This is a genomic window from Brevundimonas fluminis, from assembly GCF_003934285.1.
Lineage (GTDB): Bacteria > Pseudomonadota > Alphaproteobacteria > Caulobacterales > Caulobacteraceae > Brevundimonas > Brevundimonas fluminis.
The window spans coordinates 257,762-275,612 of sequence record NZ_RQWJ01000004.1 but is presented as its reverse complement, the minus strand read 5'-3'; the positions used below and the strand labels follow the sequence as shown (position 1 = coordinate 275,612).

Genomic DNA, 17,851 nt, shown 5'->3' with positions numbered 1-17,851 from the left:
CCCGGGGTCACAACCGGCGGCGGCCTTGCCCGCCCCGCGCACTCCGCCTAACCGTGTTCCCCGGGACCGGGAGGACAGCACTTGGGCGCCGACGGCGAGGACCGCCTGCCGCACGCCTTCGCCCTTGCGGCGGGAGACGCCGCACGTCTGCGCCGCCCGTCGCCCTTCCAGTGGTTCGTGCTGATCCTCGCGGCCGGGACGGTGGGCCTCGGTCTGTGGCGAGCGCCCGGGCTCACGGCCGGCCTCGCGATCATCGCGGTCCAGGTCGCCTTCGCCGTGTGCGCGGCCTGGCGGATCCTTCTGGTGCTGACGAGCCTGAGGCCGACCCCGGCCGGCGTCACGCCCGCCGAGCTCCCGACCTATTCCATCCTCGTCGCCCTGCACGACGAGGCCGAGGTCGCGCCGCAGCTGGTCGCCGCCCTGTCCGCGATCGACTATCCCCCGGATCGGCTTGAGGGCTTTCTATTGCTCGAGGCTCACGATCAGACGACGCTTTCGGCCCTCGAAGCCGTCGACCGGCCCGCCTGGCTCCGCATTCTGATCGTGCCGCCGGGCGCGCCGACCACCAAGCCCCGCGCGCTCAACCATGGACTCTCCCGCTGCCGCGCGGAGCTGGTCACCGTCTACGACGCCGAGGACCGACCGGACCCGCTGCAGCTGCGAGAGGCCGCCGCGCGCTTCGCCGCCGATCACGACGGTCGGCTGGCCTGCGTCCAGGCGCCCCTGCGCGTCGTCCGGCTGGGCCGCACCCGCTCGCCGTTCCTCGATCGGCAGTTCGCCCTGGAGTACGCCGCCCTGTTCGAGGTCACCCTGCCCGGTCTCGCCCGCCTCGGCATGCCGTTCCCGCTTGGCGGCACCAGCAACCACTTCCGCGCCGAGGTCCTGCGCGCGGTCGGGGGCTGGGACGCCTGGAACGTCACCGAGGACGCCGACCTCGGATTTCGCCTGCACCGCCACGGATGGCGCCTCGACGTGATCTCACGGGCCACGCTGGAGACGCCGCCGGGCGACCTTCACGACTGGCTGCCCCAGCGCACGCGGTGGATGAAGGGCTTCATGCAGACATGGGGCGTTCATACACGTCGCCCGTGGACCCTGGGACTCAAGGGAGGGATCAGCCTGCTCATGACGCTGGGCATGGCTCTCGCCTCCGCGGCCGCGCACGCGCCGTCGGTGGCATGGGTCGCGGCGTCCGTCCTCGCCGCCGCCGCGATGGGGCTGACGCCCGCGACGCCGCCGACGGCCCTCTTCGTCCTCGGGTCGGGCGTCGTCTGCGCCTGGCTGACCGCCGGGATCGGCGCCCGGCGCGCCGGGATCCGGTACGGGCCCGTCGCCATGGCGGAGTCGCCGGCCTACTGGTCGCTGCTGTCGATCGCCTTCGCTCACGCCGCCTGGCGCCTGGTGACGGAGCCCTTCGCCTGGGACAAGACGCGGCACAGTCCGGACGTCGCGGCCGACTCTGGACCCGGGGGGCTCGCCCGGCCTATCAGCGGCGCATGACGCCCGCGCTCACGTCCGCCCCGACCACGCTGATCACCCGTCCCTGGGAAGATTTCGGCCTGCTGGACTGCGGCGACGGCAGGAAGCTGGAGCGTTACGGCCGCGTCTCCGTGGTTCGGCCCGAGCCCCAGTGCTTCTGGGCGCCGCGCGATCCGGCGGCCTTCGACCGCGCCGACGCCGCGTTCGATCCGCAGGGCGAGGACGACGAGGGCCGGTGGCGCTTCAAGCGCGGGCCGATCGAGCCGTTCGTGATGTCGTGGCAAGACGTGAGCTTCACCGCCCGGCTCACCGCCTTCCGGCACCTGGCCGTCTTTCCCGAGCAGGCGGCGAACTGGGAGTGGCTGGACGCGCGCGTCCGCGCGCTCGGCCGCCCACGCGTCCTGAACCTTTTCGGCTACACCGGCGTCGCCAGTCTGGTCTGCGCCGCCGCCGGGGCCGAGGTCACGCACGTCGACGCCTCAAAGAAATCCGTCGCCTGGGCGCGCGAGAACGCCGAACTGTCCGGCCTTTCGGACGCCCCCGTCCGCTGGATCGTCGACGACGCCCGCAAATACGTGGCGCGGGAGGTCCGGCGCGGGTCCAAGTATCACGGCATCATCCTCGACCCGCCCAAGTACGGGCGCGGCCCGACGGGCGAGGTCTGGCGTCTGTTCGAGGACCTGCCCGGCCTGATGGCCGACTGCGCGCGGCTGCTGGCCGACGACGCCGACTTCCTGCTGCTCAACGCCTATGCGGCGCGGATTTCGGGCCTCTCCCTCGCCCACCTGACCTCCGACGCGCTCAGGGGACGGTCCGGCGCGATCGACTGGGGCGAACTGGCTCTGGGCGAGGCCGATACCGAAGGCCGTTCCATTGGCCTCAGCTTCTTCTCGCGGTGGACGGCGTGAGCGAGAGGCTGATCACCAGCCTGACGAACGAAACGGTCAAGGCCGTGCGCGCCCTGCACATGCGCAAGGAGCGGCAGCAGACCGGCCGCTTCCTCGCCGAAGGTCTGAAATCCATCGGCGAAGCCCTCGACCTCGGCCGCGCGCCCAGACTGCTGCTCGTGGGCCAGGACGCCCGCCCCCATCCGCTGCTGGACCGGGCCCGATCAGAGACCATCAAGACCGGCGGCGAGGTGGTGATCGTCACCCACGCCATTCTCGAAAAGATCAGCCGGCGCGAGAACCCACAGACCGTGCTGGCCGTGTTCGACCAGACCTATCTGCCCCTGACCGGGATCCGACCGGAAAGCGCGCCGTGCTGGGTGGCATTGGAGCAGGTCCGCGACCCCGGCAACCTCGGCACCATCATCCGCACCGCCGACGCAGCCGGGTGCGGCGGCGTGATCCTGATCGGCGACTGCGTCGACCCCTTCTCGACCGAGGCCGTGCGCGCCACCATGGGCTCGATCTTCGCCGTCTCGATCTCGAGGGCGACCGTCGAGGATTTCCTGGCCTGGCGCGCGACCTGGCCCGGCGCCGTGGTCGGCACCCGACTGGACGCGACGGTCGATCACCGGGCCGCCGCGCTGACCCGCCCGGCCCTGATCCTGATGGGCAACGAGCAGGCCGGCCTGACCGACCGCCTCGCCGCCGCCTGCGACGTCAACGTCAAGATCCCCATGCGCGGCCGCGCCGACAGCCTGAACCTGTCGGTGGCGACGGGGATCATGATCTATGCGGCGACGGAGGGGCTTTAGGTCCGAGCGACGGCGCCCAGTTCCGTTCGGCACGCCTCCGCCTCCACCACCACCTCGCGACGCCGCTCGGCGCTCCAGCCGTCCAGCGTGCGGTACGGCATGGCGAGGCGGACGTTGTCGCGGAGGCGCCTCCGGTTCCGCTCCAGAAAACCCCAGTAGAGCCGGTTGAAGGGACACGCCCCCTCCCCCGACTTCGCCTTCACGTCGTAGCGGCAGCCCGCGCACCAGTCGCTCATCCGGTCGACGTAGGCGCCGGACGCTGCATAGGGCTTGGACCCCACGATCCCGCCGTCGGCGAAAGTCGCCATGCCGCGGGTGTTGGGCATCTCGACCCACTCATAGGCGTCGGCGAAGACGACCATGTACCAGTCGTCGACCTCGTCGGGATGGATGCCCAGCAGCATGGCCAGGTTGCCGGTCACCATCAGCCGCTCGATGTGGTGGGCGTAGGCGTGGTCGCGCGTGCGAGCCACCACGTCGGCGACGCAGGCCATGTCCGTCTCGCCGGACCAGTAGAACCACGGCAGGGTCCGGTCCGCGTCCAGGAAGTTGCGCTTCCGATACTCCGGGACCTTCAGCCAGTAGGCCCCGCGCACGAACTCGCGCCAGCCCAGGATCTGGCGGATGAAGCCCTCCACCGCGTTCAGCGGCGCCCGACCGGCCGTGAACTCCGCCTCAGCCCGGCGACAGACGTCGAGCGGATCCAGCAGGCCCAGGTTGATCGAGGTGGACGTCAGCGAGTGCCACATCCACGGCGCGCCGTCCTTCATCGCGTCCTGCCAGTCGCCGAACCCGGGCAGGCAGTCGCGCAGGAAATGCTCCAGCGCGACCTCAGCCTCCTCCGCCGTCGTCGGCCAGTCGAAGGCGTCCAGCGTGCCGAAATGGTCGGCAAACAGGCGCGCCACGTGCGCCATGGCCTCTTGCGTCACGGCGTCCGGCGGAAATCGCTTCCGCCCCGGCGGCGTCACCCCCTTCGGCAGCTTCTTCCGGTTCTCGGCGTCGAAGTTCCAGCGCCCGCCCACCGGCTCGTCGCCGTCCATCAGCAGGCCGGTCTCGCGTCGCATCTCGCGATAGAAGAACTCCATCCGCAGCTGCGTCTTGTCCGCCGCCCACCGCCGGAAGCGGTCGTGCGAGCAGATGAAGCGCCGGTCCTCGCACACCTCGACCGGGACGCCGGCCTCCGCAGCCCACGCCTTCAGCGCCTCCACGAGCCGCCACTCGCCGCATTCGGTGACGACGACGCGGCCGGGCCTCAGCGCCTCGACCGCCCGCGTAAGTTCACCGGGGATCGAGCCCGTGTTCTCCGGCGCGTCGATCCGGACGTACCGAACCCGCGCCCCGCGCTCCTGCAGTCGCGCCGCGAACTTGCGCATCGCGGCGAAGACCAGGGCGATCTTCTGCTTGTGGTGCCGGACGTAGGTCGCCTCGTCCCGGACCTCGGCCATCAGCACGACGTCCCGCTCAGGATCGAGATCGGCCAGCGCCGACAGGGCGTCCGAAAGCTGGTCTCCCAGCACCAGTCTCAAGGCGTGCGTCAAGTTCAGCCGTCGACGTCGCGGCACATCAGCATCGGGCCGATCTGGGCTTCCTTCTCCGGGGCGAAGCCGCACTCGACCTGCCCTTCGCGCGGATTGCGCCACGTCCCGAAGATCAGATCCCACAGCGGCAGACCATAGTTGCCGCGGTGGGCCCCGCGCTCATGGTGCAGCCGGTGCATCTCCGGCCTCTGAATGAAGACGCCCATCCACCTTGGCGTCCTCTGATCCGCGTGCGCGACGAGGTTGAACAGGGTCACACCGACGAGCGACAGTCCCGCCGACAGGCCACCGACCCCCAGGATCACGTAGGCGACCAGGGCGTTCAGCAGCGTGGCGGCCAGCGCGTCGAAGGGGTGCACGTAGAACGCCGTCAGGGCTTCGATCCGCGACGGGCTGTGATGCAGTTGGTGGGTCCACCGCCAGAGCCGATCGGACTTGTGGATCAGGCGATGCCACCAGTAGGCGACGAAGCTTGAGACGAGGAAAGTCAGGATCGCTCCACTCACCACGTCCAGTCTTCCGGACAGACCCAGCAGTGACGATCCGGATATCCATCCCTCGAAGAGGAAGCCGGCCGCGACGACCACCCCCAGATTGGCCGCGTTCAGCCCACCGGCGTACAGTCGCCAGCGCTTGTCGCACGACGCCCCGGAGGCCGGCGCGACGACCTCTCTCGTGAAGATCACGACGAAGGCGGCGAAGGTGATGAAGTAGACCAGCAGGGCCATGCTGGGACGCTAGTCCACGGCCGTCCTCAAGGCGAGGACGCTCTTGTCGCGGTCACGTCCCGCGCGGTTTGGCGCGCGTGGTCGCCTCGGCCTTCGACGGATCCTCCGGCCAGGGATGTCGGGGATAGCGGCCGCGCATCTCGGCCCTCACCGCGCTCCACGAGCCGGCCCAGAATCCCGGCAGGTCCTTCGTCACCTGCACCGGCCGGCGCGCCGGCGACAACAGGGCCAGCGTCAGCGGCACGCGTCCGCCGGCCACCGTCGGATGGGTCGTCACCCCGAACACTTCCTGCACCCTTATGTCCACGCGGGGACCGCCCTCGGCGGCGTAGTCGATGGCGGCGGACCCCAACGGCGTCTCCAGGCGGCCGGGGGCCAGCCGCTCCAGCTCGCGCTGGCGGTCCCAAGGCACGAGCGACTTCAGCCCCTGCTCCAGAGCCGCGTCAGGAATCGCCTCCAGCGCCTGCACCTGATCAAGGAGAGGCCACAGCCAGGCTTCGCGCGCTTCAAGCAGGCCCGTATCCGACGCGTCGGGCCACCCTTCCTCAAGACTTGCGAGAAAGGCCAGCCGCGCCCGGAGCGCCGACGACCGCTCGCCCCAGCGCAGAGTCTTCAGACCCCGCCGCTCCACCTCGGCCTGCAACGCCGCCGTCACCTGCGCCCGGTCGGGGGCGCCGATCACGGTCTCATCCAGAACCAGCGCCCCGATCCGCCGCACCCGCCTCAGCTCCAGCCTGCCCCCCGGATTCCGCGCCAGCCGGTCCTCCTCCTCCACGCGATGCGCGAGATCGGCCGGGTCCACGGGCGCCGCCAGCCGCACCCGGTCCCCCGCTTCACCGCCCGACAGGTCCGCCACCGCCAGCCACGGTTCGCGCGCCAGCGGGTCGGTCGGGTCCAGATGCACGCCCCGCCCGGACGCCAGCTGCGCTTCCCCCGCCTTGCCGCGCGCCCGAGCCACCCTTTCCGGAAACGCCTCGACCACCAGTCGCCCCGGCTCCAAGGTCTCGCCCGTCCCGCCGCCCGCCGCCCGCGCCCAGCGCTCGGCCAGCCTCAACGCGTCGCGCGCCCTCGGGGACCTGTCCCGCTCCAGCTCCCGCAGTCGGTCGCGCAGGTCGGTCGACCCGCCTCCCAGTCCCGGCTCCGACAGGATCGCCGCGATCCGCGCCCCCGTCGTCGCATCGCCGCGGTCGGAGGCGAAGGCGACCATGTGCGCCAGCCGCGGGCTCAGCGGGAGGGTCGCCAGCCGGCGCCCATGCGCCGTCAGCGCTCCGACTTCGTCCAGGGCCCCAAGCCGCGCCAGCACGGCCCTCGCCTCGGCGAAGGCCCCCTTCGGCGGCGGATCGAGCAGGTCCAGCCCCCCGGCGTCGCGCGCGCCCCATCGCGCCAGATCCAGCGCGAGACCGGTCAGGTCGGCCTGCGTGATCTCGGGCGGCTGATGCGGGATCAGACCGCGCGACTGCTCCTCGTCCCACAGCCGCAGGCAGACGCCCGGTTCCGTCCGTCCCGCCCGGCCGCGCCGCTGCTCCGCCGACGACCGGCTGACCCGCACGGTCGCCAGTCGCGTCAGCCCGGCCGCCGGGTCGAAGCGCGGCACGCGCGACAGGCCGCCGTCGACGACCACGCGCACCCCCTCGATGGTCAGGCTGGTTTCCGCGACCGACGTCGCCAGCACCACCTTGCGCAGGCCGGGCGCCGCCGGCTGGATGGCCCTGTCCTGCTCCGCCTTGTCCATGGCGCCGAACAGGGGCGCGATCTCGACAGCAGGGTCGCGCACCCGCTCCGCCAGAAGCCGCGCCGTGCGGTGGATTTCGCCCTGCCCCGGCAGGAAGGCGAGGATCGAGCCGCTCTCCTCGGCGAGGGCCTGCCGGATCGCCCGCGCCATCGCCTCCTCGACACGTTCGCGCGGATCGCGCCCCAGATGCCGGGTCTCGACCGGAAACGCCCGCCCCATGGCCTCGATGACCGGCGCATCGCCCAGCAGCCGGGACACGCCGGCCACGTCCAGCGTCGCCGACATCACGACCAGCCGCAGATCGTCCCGCAGCAGCTTCTGGCTCTCCCGGGCCAGCGCCAGACCCAGATCGGCGTCCAGACTCCGCTCGTGGAACTCGTCGAACAGGACCGCGGCGACGCCCTCCAGACCCGGGTCGTCCAGGATCATCCGCGTGAAGACCCCCTCGGTGATCACCTCGACCCGCGTCGTCGGCCCGATCCGGCTCTGCAGCCGGGTGCGATAGCCGACCCGGCCGCCCGGCGCCTCGCCCAGCGTCGTCGCCATCCGCTCGGCCGCGGCGCGCGCCGCCAGCCGCCGCGGTTCCAGAACCAGCACCCGCCCGTCCCCCCGCCACGGCGCCTCCAGCAGGGTCAGCGGCACGACCGTGGTCTTCCCCGCGCCCGGCGGCGCGGCCAGCACGGCGACGTTCGACGCCTCCAGCGCCGCGGTCAGCTCGCTCAGCACGTCGTGAATGGGCAGGCGCATGCCCGGTCCCTAGCGCGCTCGCGGCGCCACGGCCAACCGTGGCGCGCCGTCACGCCGCATTCACCAAACGGAAACCGCGTTGCCATGGGGGACGGGCGCCGCTAGCGTCCGCGCCAGCATCAAGCTGTCCCATAGGGGGGAGGAGTTCATATGTGGCGCGTTAAGTCACTCGACGCCATTCTGGCCACGGCCGAGAAGAAGTCTCTACATCGCTCGCTGGGCCCGCTGCAGCTGACGCTGCTCGGCATCGGGGCCATCATCGGCACCGGGATCTTCGTGCTGACCGCCGCCGCCTCCCAAAAGGCCGGCCCGGGCATGATGTACAGCTTCGTCATCGCCGGCGCCGTCTGCGCCGTCGCGGCGCTCTGCTATTCCGAGCTGGCGGCCATGGCCCCGGTCTCGGGCTCCGCCTACACCTACACCTACGCCGTCATGGGCGAACTGCTGGCCTGGATGGTCGGCTGGGCGCTGATCCTCGAGTACGCCGTCGCCGCCTCGGCAGTGTCGGTCGGCTGGTCCGGCTACTTCATGGGGCTGCTGGAAAGCGCGCTAGGGTTCGACTGGCCGGACATGTTGTCCGCAGGCCCCGTCTGGACCCTGAACGGCTTCGTTCCTTCCGCCAGCTTCACCGCCGACGGCGCCGGCTACATCAACGTGCCCGCGATCATCGTGGCCATGGCCGTGACCCTGCTGCTGATGCGGGGCACGACCGAGTCCGCGCGCGTCAACGCCATCCTGGTGGTGATCAAGGTCGCCGCCCTGACCGCCTTCATCGCCCTGACGATCCCGGTCATCAACACCGGCAACTTCACGCCCTTCGCGCCGAACGGCTGGTTCGGTCCGGAAGGCACGACCGGCATGGGCATCGTCGGCGCCGCGGCGTCGATCTTCTTCGCCTACGTCGGCTTCGACGCCGTTTCGACCGCCGCCGAGGAAACCAAGAACCCGCAGCGCAACGTGCCCATCGGCCTGATCGGCTCGCTGGCCATCTGCACCATCTTCTATCTGCTGGTCGCGGTCGGCGCGGTCGGCGCCATCGGCGCCCAGCCGGTCGTCGGCGCCGACGGTTCGGCGGTCCAGCCGGGCTCCGCCGCCTTCGCGGCCGCCTGCGCCCTGGCCCAGAACGCCGACCAGCTGGTCTGCTCGAACGAAGCCCTCGCCCACGTCCTGCGTGAGATCAACTTCCCGGCCGTCGGCAACGCCCTGGGCACCGCCGCCATGGTCGCCCTCCCCTCGGTCATCCTGATGATGATCTACGGCCAGACCCGCATCTTCTTCGTCATGGCGCGCGACGGCCTGCTTCCGGAAGCCTTCTCCAGGGTTCACCCGAAGTGGAAGACGCCGCACATCGTCACCCTCTTCACGGGCATGGCGGTGGCCACGGCCGGGGCCCTGTTCCCGGTCGGTCAGCTGGCCGACATCTCGAACTCCGGCACCCTGTTCGCCTTCTTCATGGTGTCGATCGCGGTGCTGATGCTGCGCGTGAAGGATCCCAACCGGCATCGCCCGTTCCGCACCCCGCTGGTGTGGATCATGGCTCCGCTGTCGGCCGCCGGCTGCGCCTTCCTGTTCTGGAACCTGCCGCACGACGCCAAGATGGTGCTCCCGATCTGGGGCGGCATCGGCCTGGTCGTCTACCTGCTCTACGGCATCCGCAAGAGCCATGTCGGCCGCGGCATCGTGGACGTGCCGGAACTGCATCCCGACGCGCCTCCCGGACCGGTGCCGCCCATGCCGGGCGCTCCGTCCCCGACGGACGACCACGACAAGCGCTGATCCGCAGGGATCACGAGAAGAAGGAAGGGCCCGGGAGCGATCCCGGGCCCTGTCTTCTTGCGGCGTCCATAAACAAAGCGCCCGGGGCCGCGGCCCCGGGCGTTTCTTCGACGCCGCCGGAACGGTCAGGCGCCTCGGGCCAGCTCCGCGGTGACGGCGCCGTTGCGCTGCTGCACCTTGCCGATCGGCCGAGCGGTGCGCGTCGTCGTCGCCTCGCAGTCCGAGGCCAGCACCCGCGTCGAGATGTTCGCCTCGCAGTGAGAGGAGGACTCCGCCCTCATCTCGGTCGAGGCGCAACCCGCCACCCCCAGAAGCGCCGCGGCGCCCAGAATTCCGATCACCTTCATCAGCCCGTCTCCTCGTGTGAAACGCAATCTGCGCACGAATTTCGTGGTTCTGCGAGCGGAGATGTGCGGCCGCCCCGATCTGGGCCGTTGCGTGGCGCACTCCAACCGTTAGAACCGCCCGCGGACCTGCGGATGTGGCGGAACTGGTAGACGCACTGGATTTAGGTTCCAGCGCCGCGAGGCGTGGAGGTTCGAGTCCTCTCATCCGCACCACCCACCTCGCAGGCCGCGCCCCTCAAGCGGCGACCTGGGCGGACCGGCATACAGCCTGCGGCCAGCTTCCCTCCATCGCGTCGCACCGCTATAGTTCTTGCTTTGTTCTCTTTCTGCGCTATTCTCTTGGGATGGGCGAGACGAAGGGCAGAGGCGCGCGATCCAATGCGACCGGGCGATACGAACCTCAAAAGGTGCACGACTTCGACGACGGCTGGACGGCCCACGACGCCGGCGTCGCGCCCCTCCGGACCCGGCTCACCCCCGAGCGGGCTCGCACGATCATCGCCCGCAACCAGAGCCCGGACATCGGCTTCGACCGCTCCATCAACCCCTACAAGGGCTGCGAACATGGCTGCATCTACTGCTACGCCCGTCCGTCCCATGCTTGGATGGGCCTATCCCCGGGCCTGGATTTCGAGAGCCGCATCTTCTGGAAGCCGGACGCCGCACGTCTCCTGGAACAGGAGCTCTCCAGGCCCCGGTATGTCTGCAGGCGCATCCACATAGGCGGCAACACCGACCCCTATCAGCCGGTCGAACGCGAGCTGAAGTCGACGCGCGCCATCCTCGGAGTGATGCGCCGCTTCAACCACCCCTTCTCGATCATCACCAAGTCGGTGCTGATCGCGCGCGACCTCGACGTCCTCGGCCCGATGGGACGTGAAGGACTGGCTTCGGCCTTCGTGTCCATCACCACGCTCGATCGCGGGTTGGCCCGCGCCATGGAGCCCCGCGCCTCGACCCCCGCCAGACGGCTGGAGGCGATCTCCCGCCTGGCCGACGCCGGCGTGCCCGTCGGGGTCGGCTTCGCGCCCGTCATCCCCGGTTTGAACGACCACGAGCTGGAGGCGGTGCTCGAGGCGGCGAAGAAGGCCGGCGCCTGCACCGCCATGTACGTCACCCTGCGCCTGCCGCTGGAGATCAAGGATCTGTTCCGCGAATGGCTGGCCGAGGCCCGCCCCGACCGGGCCGCGCGCGTCATGTCCCTCGTGCGCCAGACGCGCGGCGGCCGTGACTACGATCCTGACTGGTCCCGGCGCATGAAGGGGACCGGCCCCGTCGCCGCCCTGATCGCCGCGCGCTTCAAGGCCGCCGTCAAACGGCTGGGCCTCGACGGCCTCCGCCATGAACTGGATGTGACGAAGTTCCGGCCGCCGCCGGATCTGCGGCCTCAGATGGACCTGTTCGACGCGGCGTGATGCCGATGTGGCGGTTTCGCGCGACGCAATGTGGAAGAAACGGGAGTCTTTTTTTGTCCGACTCCCACATCCGTCAGCGGCGGAACGTCGCCACCAGCTCCACGTGGGCCGACCACAGGAACTGGTCCACCGGAAGCACGCGCTCAAGCCGGTAGCCGCCGGCGACCAGCGCGGCCGCGTCGCGGGCGAACGTGGCGGGGTTGCAGCTGACGTAGGCGACGCGTTCGATCTTGCGGGCGTCCACGAGCTGGCGGATCTGCTCGATCGCCCCGGCGCGCGGCGGATCGATCACGGCGACGTCGACGCCCTTCAGGTCGAACGGCGAGAGCGGCCGCCGGAACAGGTCGCGCGTCTGCGCCTCGATGCCCTTCAGTCCCGATGCGGTCCTGCGGCCCGCGTTCAGCGCCGCCACCGCGTCGCCGCCCGCGTCGGCCGCCAGCACCGGAGCGATCTCCGCCAGGGGGAAGGTGAAGGTTCCCGCCCCGCAGAACAGGTCCGCGATCCTCCTCGCCCCCCTCGCCGCCCCGGCGACCTCCGCCACCATGATCGCCTCGGCCTGCGGCGAAGCCTGCAGGAAGCCGCCGGGCGGCAAGACGACCCGGGCCCGCCCGAAGGTCACGACCGGCGGCCGGCGCATGACCAGCACCTCGCCGGCCAGGCTCAGGCGCGCCAGATCCGCCGCCTGCGCCGCCGCGATCGCCCGCGCCCGAGCGTCCCCCGACAGGCCTCCGCCCGTCCGCCGCTCCACGCCCGTCACGTCCACGTCCAGCCCGGCCTCGGTCGCCGTCACGTGCAGGCTGGGAGCCGACTTTGGGTGCTCGAACAGCGCCGCCGCCAAGTGGGCCAGCGCCGGCAGGGCGGCGACGATGCGCGGGTCGGCTATGACGCACGTCCGCAGGTCTACGACCCGCCACGACTTCCGCGCCTTGAACCCCAACGCCACCGTCCCGTCCGCGCGCCGCCGGGCATGCAGGGCCACCCGCCGGCGGGCATGCGGGGGCGTCGCCGCGGTTCGCGCGACCTCGGCCTCCAGCCCCTCGCGCCCAAGGGCGTGGATCACCTGCTCCCGCTTCCAGTCCAGATACGCTCCGTCGGTCCAGTGCTGGAGGGCGCATCCGCCGCAGTCGCCGAAGTGCGGACAGGGCGGCGTCGCCCGATCTGGGCTGGCCGCGATCACGCCGACGAGGTCGCCGCGGCCGTCCTCGACGTCCGCCTCCACGACCTCGCCCGGGAGCGTCAGGGACACGAAGACCGCGCCCCCCGCGCCGCGCGCGACGCCGTCGCCCTGCCCCGCCACCCGCTCGATGTTCAGCCGCGTCCTCATCGGCGGCTTCTCGCCGGGGCGCAGCCCGCGCGCAAGGGACCTTTCCTGAACGAACATGAACGGCGCGCTCAACGGCCGTTCAGGCCGGCCCCTTCATAAGGACCCCATCGGCGATCCCGCCCCAAGATCCACGAGAGAATTCCATGGCCCGTCCGAACCGCCCCCTCGCAGCCCTCGCCTCCGCCGCCGTCGCGGCCGGCACGCTGGCGACCATGGCCGTCCCGGCCCAGGCGCAGGACTATCGCTACGGCGGCTACGGCTACGATCCTGACTACGCCCAGCGGTCGTACCCTGGCTACTGCGACCGTGACCGCAGCCAGCGTCAGGCCGCCGGCGCCACCTTCGGCGCGGCCATCGGCGCCGTCGCCGGGTCCCAGATGGCCGCCCGCGGCCGTCGCACCGAGGGCAGCGTTTTGGGTGGCGTGGTGGGCGCCATGATCGGCGCCGGCGTCGGCTCCGGGTCTTCGGACTGCCGCGCCTACGACGATCGTTACGGTTACGACGACCGCTATGACGACCGCCGCTACGGCTACGGCTACCAGCAGCCCTACCGCGACGACTACCGGCGCGATCCCTACGCCCGCTCCGACTATGGCTACGGCTACGACGCCTACGGTCGCGATTCCGGGTGTCGGACGGTGCAGGTACAGGAGCGCGATCGCTGGGGCCGCACGGTGATCACCCGCCGCGAGGTCTGCGACCGCTACGGCTACTGACGAGATCCCGTCGCCGCTCTTTTCCAGCCCCCCTGTCGATCGGCGACGGGCCGGAAGCCCCCGGTGGAGCAATCCGCCGGGGGTTTTTCCTTGTCGCGCGGCTAAGGCTCGCCGCCGGGCTGCTCGCTGAGTGAGGTCCGCGCCCACAGCAGCCATTCTCGATTGCCGTCACCGCCGACGACGGGACTCTCGACCGTCTCACGCACAGTCCAGCCCACGCCTTCCAGCCAGGCGACGACGCGGTCCAGCGCGGCACGGCGGGCCTCCCCGCCGCGCACCACGCCCTTGCGCCCGACCTCGGCACGGCTTTCCATCTCGAACTGCGGCTTCACCAGCGTCACCAGATCGGCGCCCGGCGCGGCGAGGGCCAGCGCCGTCGGCAGCACCTTGGCGAGGCCGATGAAGCTGGCGTCGCAAACGATCAGCTCCGGCGCCCGCGGGATCAGGTCGCGCGTCAGTTCGCGGGCGTCGGTCCCTTCCAGGTTCACGACGCGCGGATCCGCGGCCACCGTCGGGTGCAACTGCCCGCGTCCCACGTCGACGGCATAGATGCGCGACGCGCCGGCCCTCAGGCACACTTCGGTGAAGCCGCCGGTCGAAGCGCCGACGTCCAGCACCGTTCGCCCTTCGACCGCGACGGGCCAGATCTCCAGCGCGTGAGCGAGCTTCAGCGCTCCGCGTCCCACCCAGTCGTGGGCCTCGCGCACCGTCAGTTCGGCGTCGTCGCGCACCTTCCGCGCCGGCGAGGTGGCGGCGACGCCGTCCACCGTCACCCCGCCTGCCTCGATCGCCGCCCGGGCGCGCGCCCGGCTGGCCACCAGACCGCGGGCGACCATCAGCTGATCCAGCCGCGTCGTCACCCCAGCGCGGCCAGACGCTGGCGCGCCGCTTCCAGACGCGCCCGGTCGGCCTGGGCCGCAGCCAGCTTGTCTCGCTGCTCCTGAACCACCTCCGGTGCGGCGCGCGCGACGAAGTTGGGATTGTCCAGCTTCTTCGAGAACAGGGCCAAGTCGGACTCGATGGCCTTGACCTCCTTGTCCAGCCGCGCGCGCTCCGCCGCCACGTCGACGAGGCCGGCCAGGGTCAGCGCCGCCGCCCCACCGCCGGCGACGAAGGCCACCGCGCCCGCCGGCGCCTGATCGGCCACGGCGACCTCGGACACCCGGGCCAGTCCGGCCAGCAGCTCGCGGTGCCGCTCCACCCGCGCCGACGTCGTCGCGTCCGGCGCGACGAAGGTAAGCGGGGGCTTCGTCGTGGCCACGCCCATCTCGCCCTTCAGCGCCCGGATGGCCTCGACCACCTCGATCAGCCAGCCCATCTCGGCTTCCGCGTCCGCGTCGACGAAGGCGTCGGGCAGGTCCGGCCAGGCCGCGCCCAGCAGAATCCCCTCGTCGCGCGGCGCGCCGGTCTTGCCCAGCTCGGCCCACAGCTCCTCGGTGATGAACGGCATGACGGGCGCCAGCAGCTTGATCGTCTGATCCAGCGTCCAGGCGGTCATGGCCCGCGTCTCGGCCTTGGCGGTCTCGTCCGCGCCCTGGAACACAGGCTTGGCCAGTTCCAGATACCAGTCGCAGAAGACGTTCCAGACGAACCGGTACAGCGCCTGCGCCGCCTCGTCGAAGCGCCCGGCCTCCAGCGCCGCCGACACCTGACGCTCGGCCTTGGCCAGCTCGCCGCGGATCCACAGGTTCAGCGTCGACGTCACGCCCGCCGGGTCGAACCCGGCCACGCGCGCGCAGTCGTTCATCTGGCTGAAGCGCGCGGCGTTCCACAGCTTGGTGCCGAAGTTTCGGTAACCTTCAATCCGCTGCTTCGACAACTTGATGTCGCGCGTGCCAGACAGGATGGCCATGGTGAAGCGCAGGGCGTCGGCCCCGACCTCGTCGACGATCTCCAGCGGGTCGATGACGTTGCCCTTGGACTTCGACATCTTCTGGCCCTTCTCGTCGCGGACCAGGCCGTTGATGATCACCCGTTTGAAGGGCGCCTCGCCGGTGAAGTGCAGGCCCATCATCATCATCCGGGCCACCCAGAAGAAGATGATGTCCGCCGCCGTGACGAGGTCGCTGGTCGGATAGAACCGCTCCAGATCCGACGTCCTCTCCGGCCACCCCATGGTCGAGAACGGCCACAGCGCCGAGCTGAACCAGGTGTCCAGCACGTCCTCGTCCTGCGTCAGCGGCAGGTCGCCGGCCTGGGCCCGCGCCTCCTCCTCCGTCTCGGCCACGAAGACTTCGCCGTTCGGGCCGTACCAGGCGGGGATGCGATGCCCCCACCACAGCTGGCGCGAGATGCACCACGGCTCGATGTTGCGCAGCCATTCGAAGTAGATTTTCTCATAGCTCTTCGGTTCGAAGACGGTGTCGCCCTGCTCGACCGCCGTCAGCGCCGGCTGGGCCAGCACCCTGGCGTCGACGTACCACTGGTCCGTCAGCCACGGCTCGATGACCACGCCCGACCGGTCGCCGTGCGGCACCATGTGGCGGGTCTTCTCGATCCGCTTCAGCCAACCCTCTTCCTCGGCCCGCGCGACGACGGCCTTGCGCGCGACGAAGCGGTCCATGCCTTCGTACTCGGGCGGCACGTCGGGCGTGTCCACCGCGGTGATCCGTCCGAAGCCGTCCATGACGTTCAGCGCGCCCAACCCCGCCCGCTTGCCGACGCCGAAGTCGTTGAAATCGTGCGCCGGCGTGATCTTCACCGCGCCGGAGCCCTTGGTCGGGTCGGCGTAGTCGTCCGCCACGATCGGGATGCGGCGGCCCGTGATCGGCAGGATCACCGACCTGCCGACCAGGCCCGCATAGCGCGCGTCGTCCGGATGCACCGCCACGCCGGTGTCGCCCAGCATCGTCTCGGGTCGCGTCGTGGCGACGACGATGTAGTCGCGCGTCTCCCACTCCGTCGCCGTTCCGTCCTCGTCGAACGCGATCGGGTGCTCGTAAGTCACCCCGTCGGCCAGCGGATAGGAGAAGTGCCAATAGGCGCCGTCAACCTCCTTCTGCTCGACCTCCAGATCCGAGATCGCGGTCTGGAAGTGCGGGTCCCAGTTCACCAGCCGCTTGTCGCGGTAGATCAGCCCTTCCTTGTGCAGCTGGACGAAGACCTTGCGCACCGCCGCCGACAGGCCCTCGTCGAGGGTGAACCGCTCGCGCGACCAGTCGCAGCTGGCGCCCAGCCGGCGAAGCTGGCGCACGATCGTGCCGCCGCTCTCGGCCTTCCACTTCCACACCGTCTCGACGAAGGCGTCCCGGCCCATGTCCCGGCGGCCGACGTTGCCTGAGGCCGCCAGCTGACGCTCCACGACCATCTGCGTGGCGATGCCCGCGTGGTCCGTGCCGGGCAGCCACAGCACCGCCTTGCCCCGCATCCGATGATACCGCGCCAGCACGTCCTGTAGCGTGTTGTTCAGGGCGTGCCCGATGTGCAGGCTGCCCGTCACGTTCGGCGGCGGGATGACGATCGAATAGGTCTCGGCCGCGTCGTCACGCGGGGCGAACAGGCCGGACGCCTCCCACATCTGGTACAGGCGCGGTTCGGCGGACTTCGGGTCGAAATTCTTCTCAAGCATTCGGGTCGTCTCGGTCATGGGGGCGCGTCTGTCCAGCGCGCAAAGGAAAAGGGCGGCCCCGCCCCGGGAGCCGCCCTTGAAGGGTTGGCGAAGGTGCGAGGGGGCTCAGCCGGCGTTCCGGGCGATGCGTTCGACTTCCTTGCGTACTTGGGTCTCGACGATGGCCGGCAGGTTGGCGTCCAGCCACTCCTTGAGCATCGGCCGAAGCAGAGAGCCCACCAAGGCTTCCAGCGAAGTCCCGGCGCCCGCCGGCAGATCCGGCTCGGCCGGCTTGCGGACGGCGGCGGTCAGGCCGGCGAAGGCGGAGGCGGCGGCGCCCGCCGCGGCGGCGCCGATCAATCCGTCGCCAGACGGCGCGGGCGCGGCTGCCGCCGGGAACGGCTCCGGCTCAGGAGCCTGGACAGGTTCGGGCGCGGAGGGGGTCACGTCCAGGTCGCCGATGGTCTCGGCGGCCGGCTCTTCGTAGCGGTCGGTGAGTTCCAGAACGTCATCGTCCTGCGTCGACGGCGTCTCGTCCATCATCGCCGGCGAAACGTCGACCGGCTCGGGCTCCGGCTCATAGGCGGGCGCGACCTCGGGGGCCGCCGCCTGGGCCGTCTCGGCCGGGGCATCGTCTTCGGAGATGATCCGGCGGATCGACGCCAGGATCTCCTCCATCGTCGGTTCCTGAGCGGTCTGATCGGTCATGGTTCAACCTTGGACGGAGCGTCGCGACGGGCGGTCGGCGGCGTGAAGGGACGTCCTGTCGTCGCACCATCGGCAGGCGGAATCAACGGACG

General features: G+C 70.9%; 14 protein-coding genes and 1 tRNA gene. 7 read left to right on the top strand and 8 right to left on the bottom strand.

Annotated features, from left to right (window positions below):
• Positions 1–81: 81 nt before the first annotated feature.
• Genes EFJ44_RS10225 through EFJ44_RS10215 form a run of 3 tightly spaced genes read left to right on the top strand, consistent with a single transcriptional unit; the run spans position 82 to position 3,181 of the window.
• Positions 82–1,500: a glycosyltransferase family 2 protein gene (locus tag EFJ44_RS10225; protein ID WP_241209753.1), complete on the top strand. Its 1,419-nt coding sequence runs from the start codon at positions 82–84 to the stop codon at positions 1,498–1,500.
• Positions 1,497–2,387, top strand: coding sequence for a class I SAM-dependent methyltransferase (locus EFJ44_RS10220; RefSeq protein WP_125257115.1), 891 nt, complete (start codon positions 1,497–1,499; stop codon positions 2,385–2,387). The genes EFJ44_RS10225 and EFJ44_RS10220 overlap by 4 nt, the downstream gene beginning before the upstream one ends.
• Complete coding sequence (locus EFJ44_RS10215) at positions 2,384–3,181, top strand: TrmH family RNA methyltransferase (protein WP_125257114.1); 798 nt, start codon at positions 2,384–2,386, stop codon at positions 3,179–3,181. The genes EFJ44_RS10220 and EFJ44_RS10215 overlap by 4 nt, the downstream gene beginning before the upstream one ends.
• On the opposite strand, the gene EFJ44_RS10210 is transcribed toward EFJ44_RS10215, so the two are convergent.
• The 3 genes from EFJ44_RS10210 to hrpB are packed head-to-tail and all read right to left on the bottom strand — an operon-like array spanning position 3,178 to position 7,926.
• Entirely contained in the window at positions 3,178–4,719 is a 1,542-nt protein-coding gene (locus tag EFJ44_RS10210) for a cryptochrome/photolyase family protein (protein ID WP_125257113.1), read from the bottom strand. The two genes, EFJ44_RS10215 and EFJ44_RS10210, sit on opposite strands and share 4 nt — an antisense overlap.
• 2 nt (positions 4,720–4,721) lie before the next feature.
• The gene (locus EFJ44_RS10205) at positions 4,722–5,447 is read right to left on the bottom strand and encodes a sterol desaturase family protein (RefSeq protein WP_125257112.1); all 726 of its coding nucleotides are present in this window, start codon (positions 5,445–5,447) and stop codon (positions 4,722–4,724) included.
• 52 nt (positions 5,448–5,499) lie between these two features.
• Entirely contained in the window at positions 5,500–7,926 is a 2,427-nt protein-coding gene (gene hrpB, locus EFJ44_RS10200; protein WP_125257111.1) for an ATP-dependent helicase HrpB, read from the bottom strand.
• 150 nt (positions 7,927–8,076) lie between these two features.
• Here hrpB and EFJ44_RS10195 point away from each other — a divergent pair, with 150 nt between their 5' ends.
• Entirely contained in the window at positions 8,077–9,702 is a 1,626-nt protein-coding gene (locus EFJ44_RS10195; protein ID WP_125257110.1) for an amino acid permease, read from the top strand.
• Positions 9,703–9,827: 125 nt separating this feature from the next.
• Here the strand turns inward: EFJ44_RS10195 and EFJ44_RS10190 are convergent, their stop codons facing one another.
• Positions 9,828–10,049, bottom strand: coding sequence for a hypothetical protein (locus EFJ44_RS10190; protein ID WP_125257109.1), 222 nt, complete (start codon positions 10,047–10,049; stop codon positions 9,828–9,830).
• A gap of 128 nt (positions 10,050–10,177) precedes the next feature.
• On the opposite strand from EFJ44_RS10190, the gene EFJ44_RS10185 reads away from it, so the two are divergent.
• Positions 10,178–10,262, top strand: a tRNA-Leu gene (locus EFJ44_RS10185).
• A gap of 131 nt (positions 10,263–10,393) precedes the next feature.
• Positions 10,394–11,464 carry a PA0069 family radical SAM protein gene (locus EFJ44_RS10180; RefSeq protein ID WP_125257108.1) on the top strand — a complete coding sequence of 357 codons (1,071 nt, stop codon included), beginning with the start codon at positions 10,394–10,396 and terminating at the stop codon, positions 11,462–11,464.
• Positions 11,465–11,537: 73 nt separating this feature from the next.
• On the opposite strand, the gene EFJ44_RS10175 is transcribed toward EFJ44_RS10180, so the two are convergent.
• The gene (locus tag EFJ44_RS10175; RefSeq protein ID WP_125257107.1) at positions 11,538–12,788 is read right to left on the bottom strand and encodes a class I SAM-dependent RNA methyltransferase; all 1,251 of its coding nucleotides are present in this window, start codon (positions 12,786–12,788) and stop codon (positions 11,538–11,540) included.
• 143 nt (positions 12,789–12,931) lie between these two features.
• Here EFJ44_RS10175 and EFJ44_RS10170 point away from each other — a divergent pair, with 143 nt between their 5' ends.
• Positions 12,932–13,504 (top strand): hypothetical protein, encoded by a 573-nt coding sequence (locus tag EFJ44_RS10170; RefSeq protein WP_125257106.1) that lies wholly within the window; start codon positions 12,932–12,934, stop codon positions 13,502–13,504.
• 101 nt (positions 13,505–13,605) lie between these two features.
• Here EFJ44_RS10170 and EFJ44_RS10165 read toward each other — a convergent pair whose 3' ends face one another.
• The 3 genes from EFJ44_RS10165 to EFJ44_RS10155 all read right to left on the bottom strand — a co-directional run bounded on the left by EFJ44_RS10165 (position 13,606) and on the right by EFJ44_RS10155 (position 17,759).
• Complete coding sequence (locus EFJ44_RS10165) at positions 13,606–14,364, bottom strand: TlyA family RNA methyltransferase (protein WP_277596079.1); 759 nt, start codon at positions 14,362–14,364, stop codon at positions 13,606–13,608.
• Positions 14,361–17,072, bottom strand: a complete 2,712-nt coding sequence (locus EFJ44_RS10160) for a valine--tRNA ligase (protein ID WP_125257459.1) — start codon at positions 17,070–17,072, stop codon at positions 14,361–14,363. Before EFJ44_RS10160 ends, EFJ44_RS10165 begins: the two co-directional genes overlap by 4 nt.
• 105 nt (positions 17,073–17,177) lie before the next feature.
• Positions 17,178–17,759: a DUF2497 domain-containing protein gene (locus EFJ44_RS10155; protein WP_125257105.1), complete on the bottom strand. Its 582-nt coding sequence runs from the start codon at positions 17,757–17,759 to the stop codon at positions 17,178–17,180.
• Positions 17,760–17,851: the final 92 nt, after the last annotated feature.

What these genes read in the sequence shown, in the direction of transcription:
- EFJ44_RS10205 (WP_125257112.1), bottom strand. Translation starts at nt 5,447, where the DNA reads ATGGCCCTGCTGGTCTACTTCATCACCTTCGCCGCCTTCGTCGTGATC.
- EFJ44_RS10170 (WP_125257106.1), top strand. Translation starts at nt 12,932, where the DNA reads ATGGCCCGTCCGAACCGCCCCCTCGCAGCCCTCGCCTCCGCCGCCGTC.
- EFJ44_RS10195 (WP_125257110.1), top strand. Translation starts at nt 8,077, where the DNA reads ATGTGGCGCGTTAAGTCACTCGACGCCATTCTGGCCACGGCCGAGAAG.
- EFJ44_RS10190 (WP_125257109.1), bottom strand. Translation starts at nt 10,049, where the DNA reads ATGAAGGTGATCGGAATTCTGGGCGCCGCGGCGCTTCTGGGGGTGGCG.
- EFJ44_RS10155 (WP_125257105.1), bottom strand. Translation starts at nt 17,759, where the DNA reads ATGACCGATCAGACCGCTCAGGAACCGACGATGGAGGAGATCCTGGCG.
- EFJ44_RS10180 (WP_125257108.1), top strand. Translation starts at nt 10,394, where the DNA reads ATGGGCGAGACGAAGGGCAGAGGCGCGCGATCCAATGCGACCGGGCGA.
- EFJ44_RS10160 (WP_125257459.1), bottom strand. Translation starts at nt 17,072, where the DNA reads ATGCTTGAGAAGAATTTCGACCCGAAGTCCGCCGAACCGCGCCTGTAC.
- EFJ44_RS10220 (WP_125257115.1), top strand. Translation starts at nt 1,497, where the DNA reads ATGACGCCCGCGCTCACGTCCGCCCCGACCACGCTGATCACCCGTCCC.
- hrpB (WP_125257111.1), bottom strand. Translation starts at nt 7,926, where the DNA reads ATGCGCCTGCCCATTCACGACGTGCTGAGCGAGCTGACCGCGGCGCTG.
- EFJ44_RS10175 (WP_125257107.1), bottom strand. Translation starts at nt 12,788, where the DNA reads ATGAGGACGCGGCTGAACATCGAGCGGGTGGCGGGGCAGGGCGACGGC.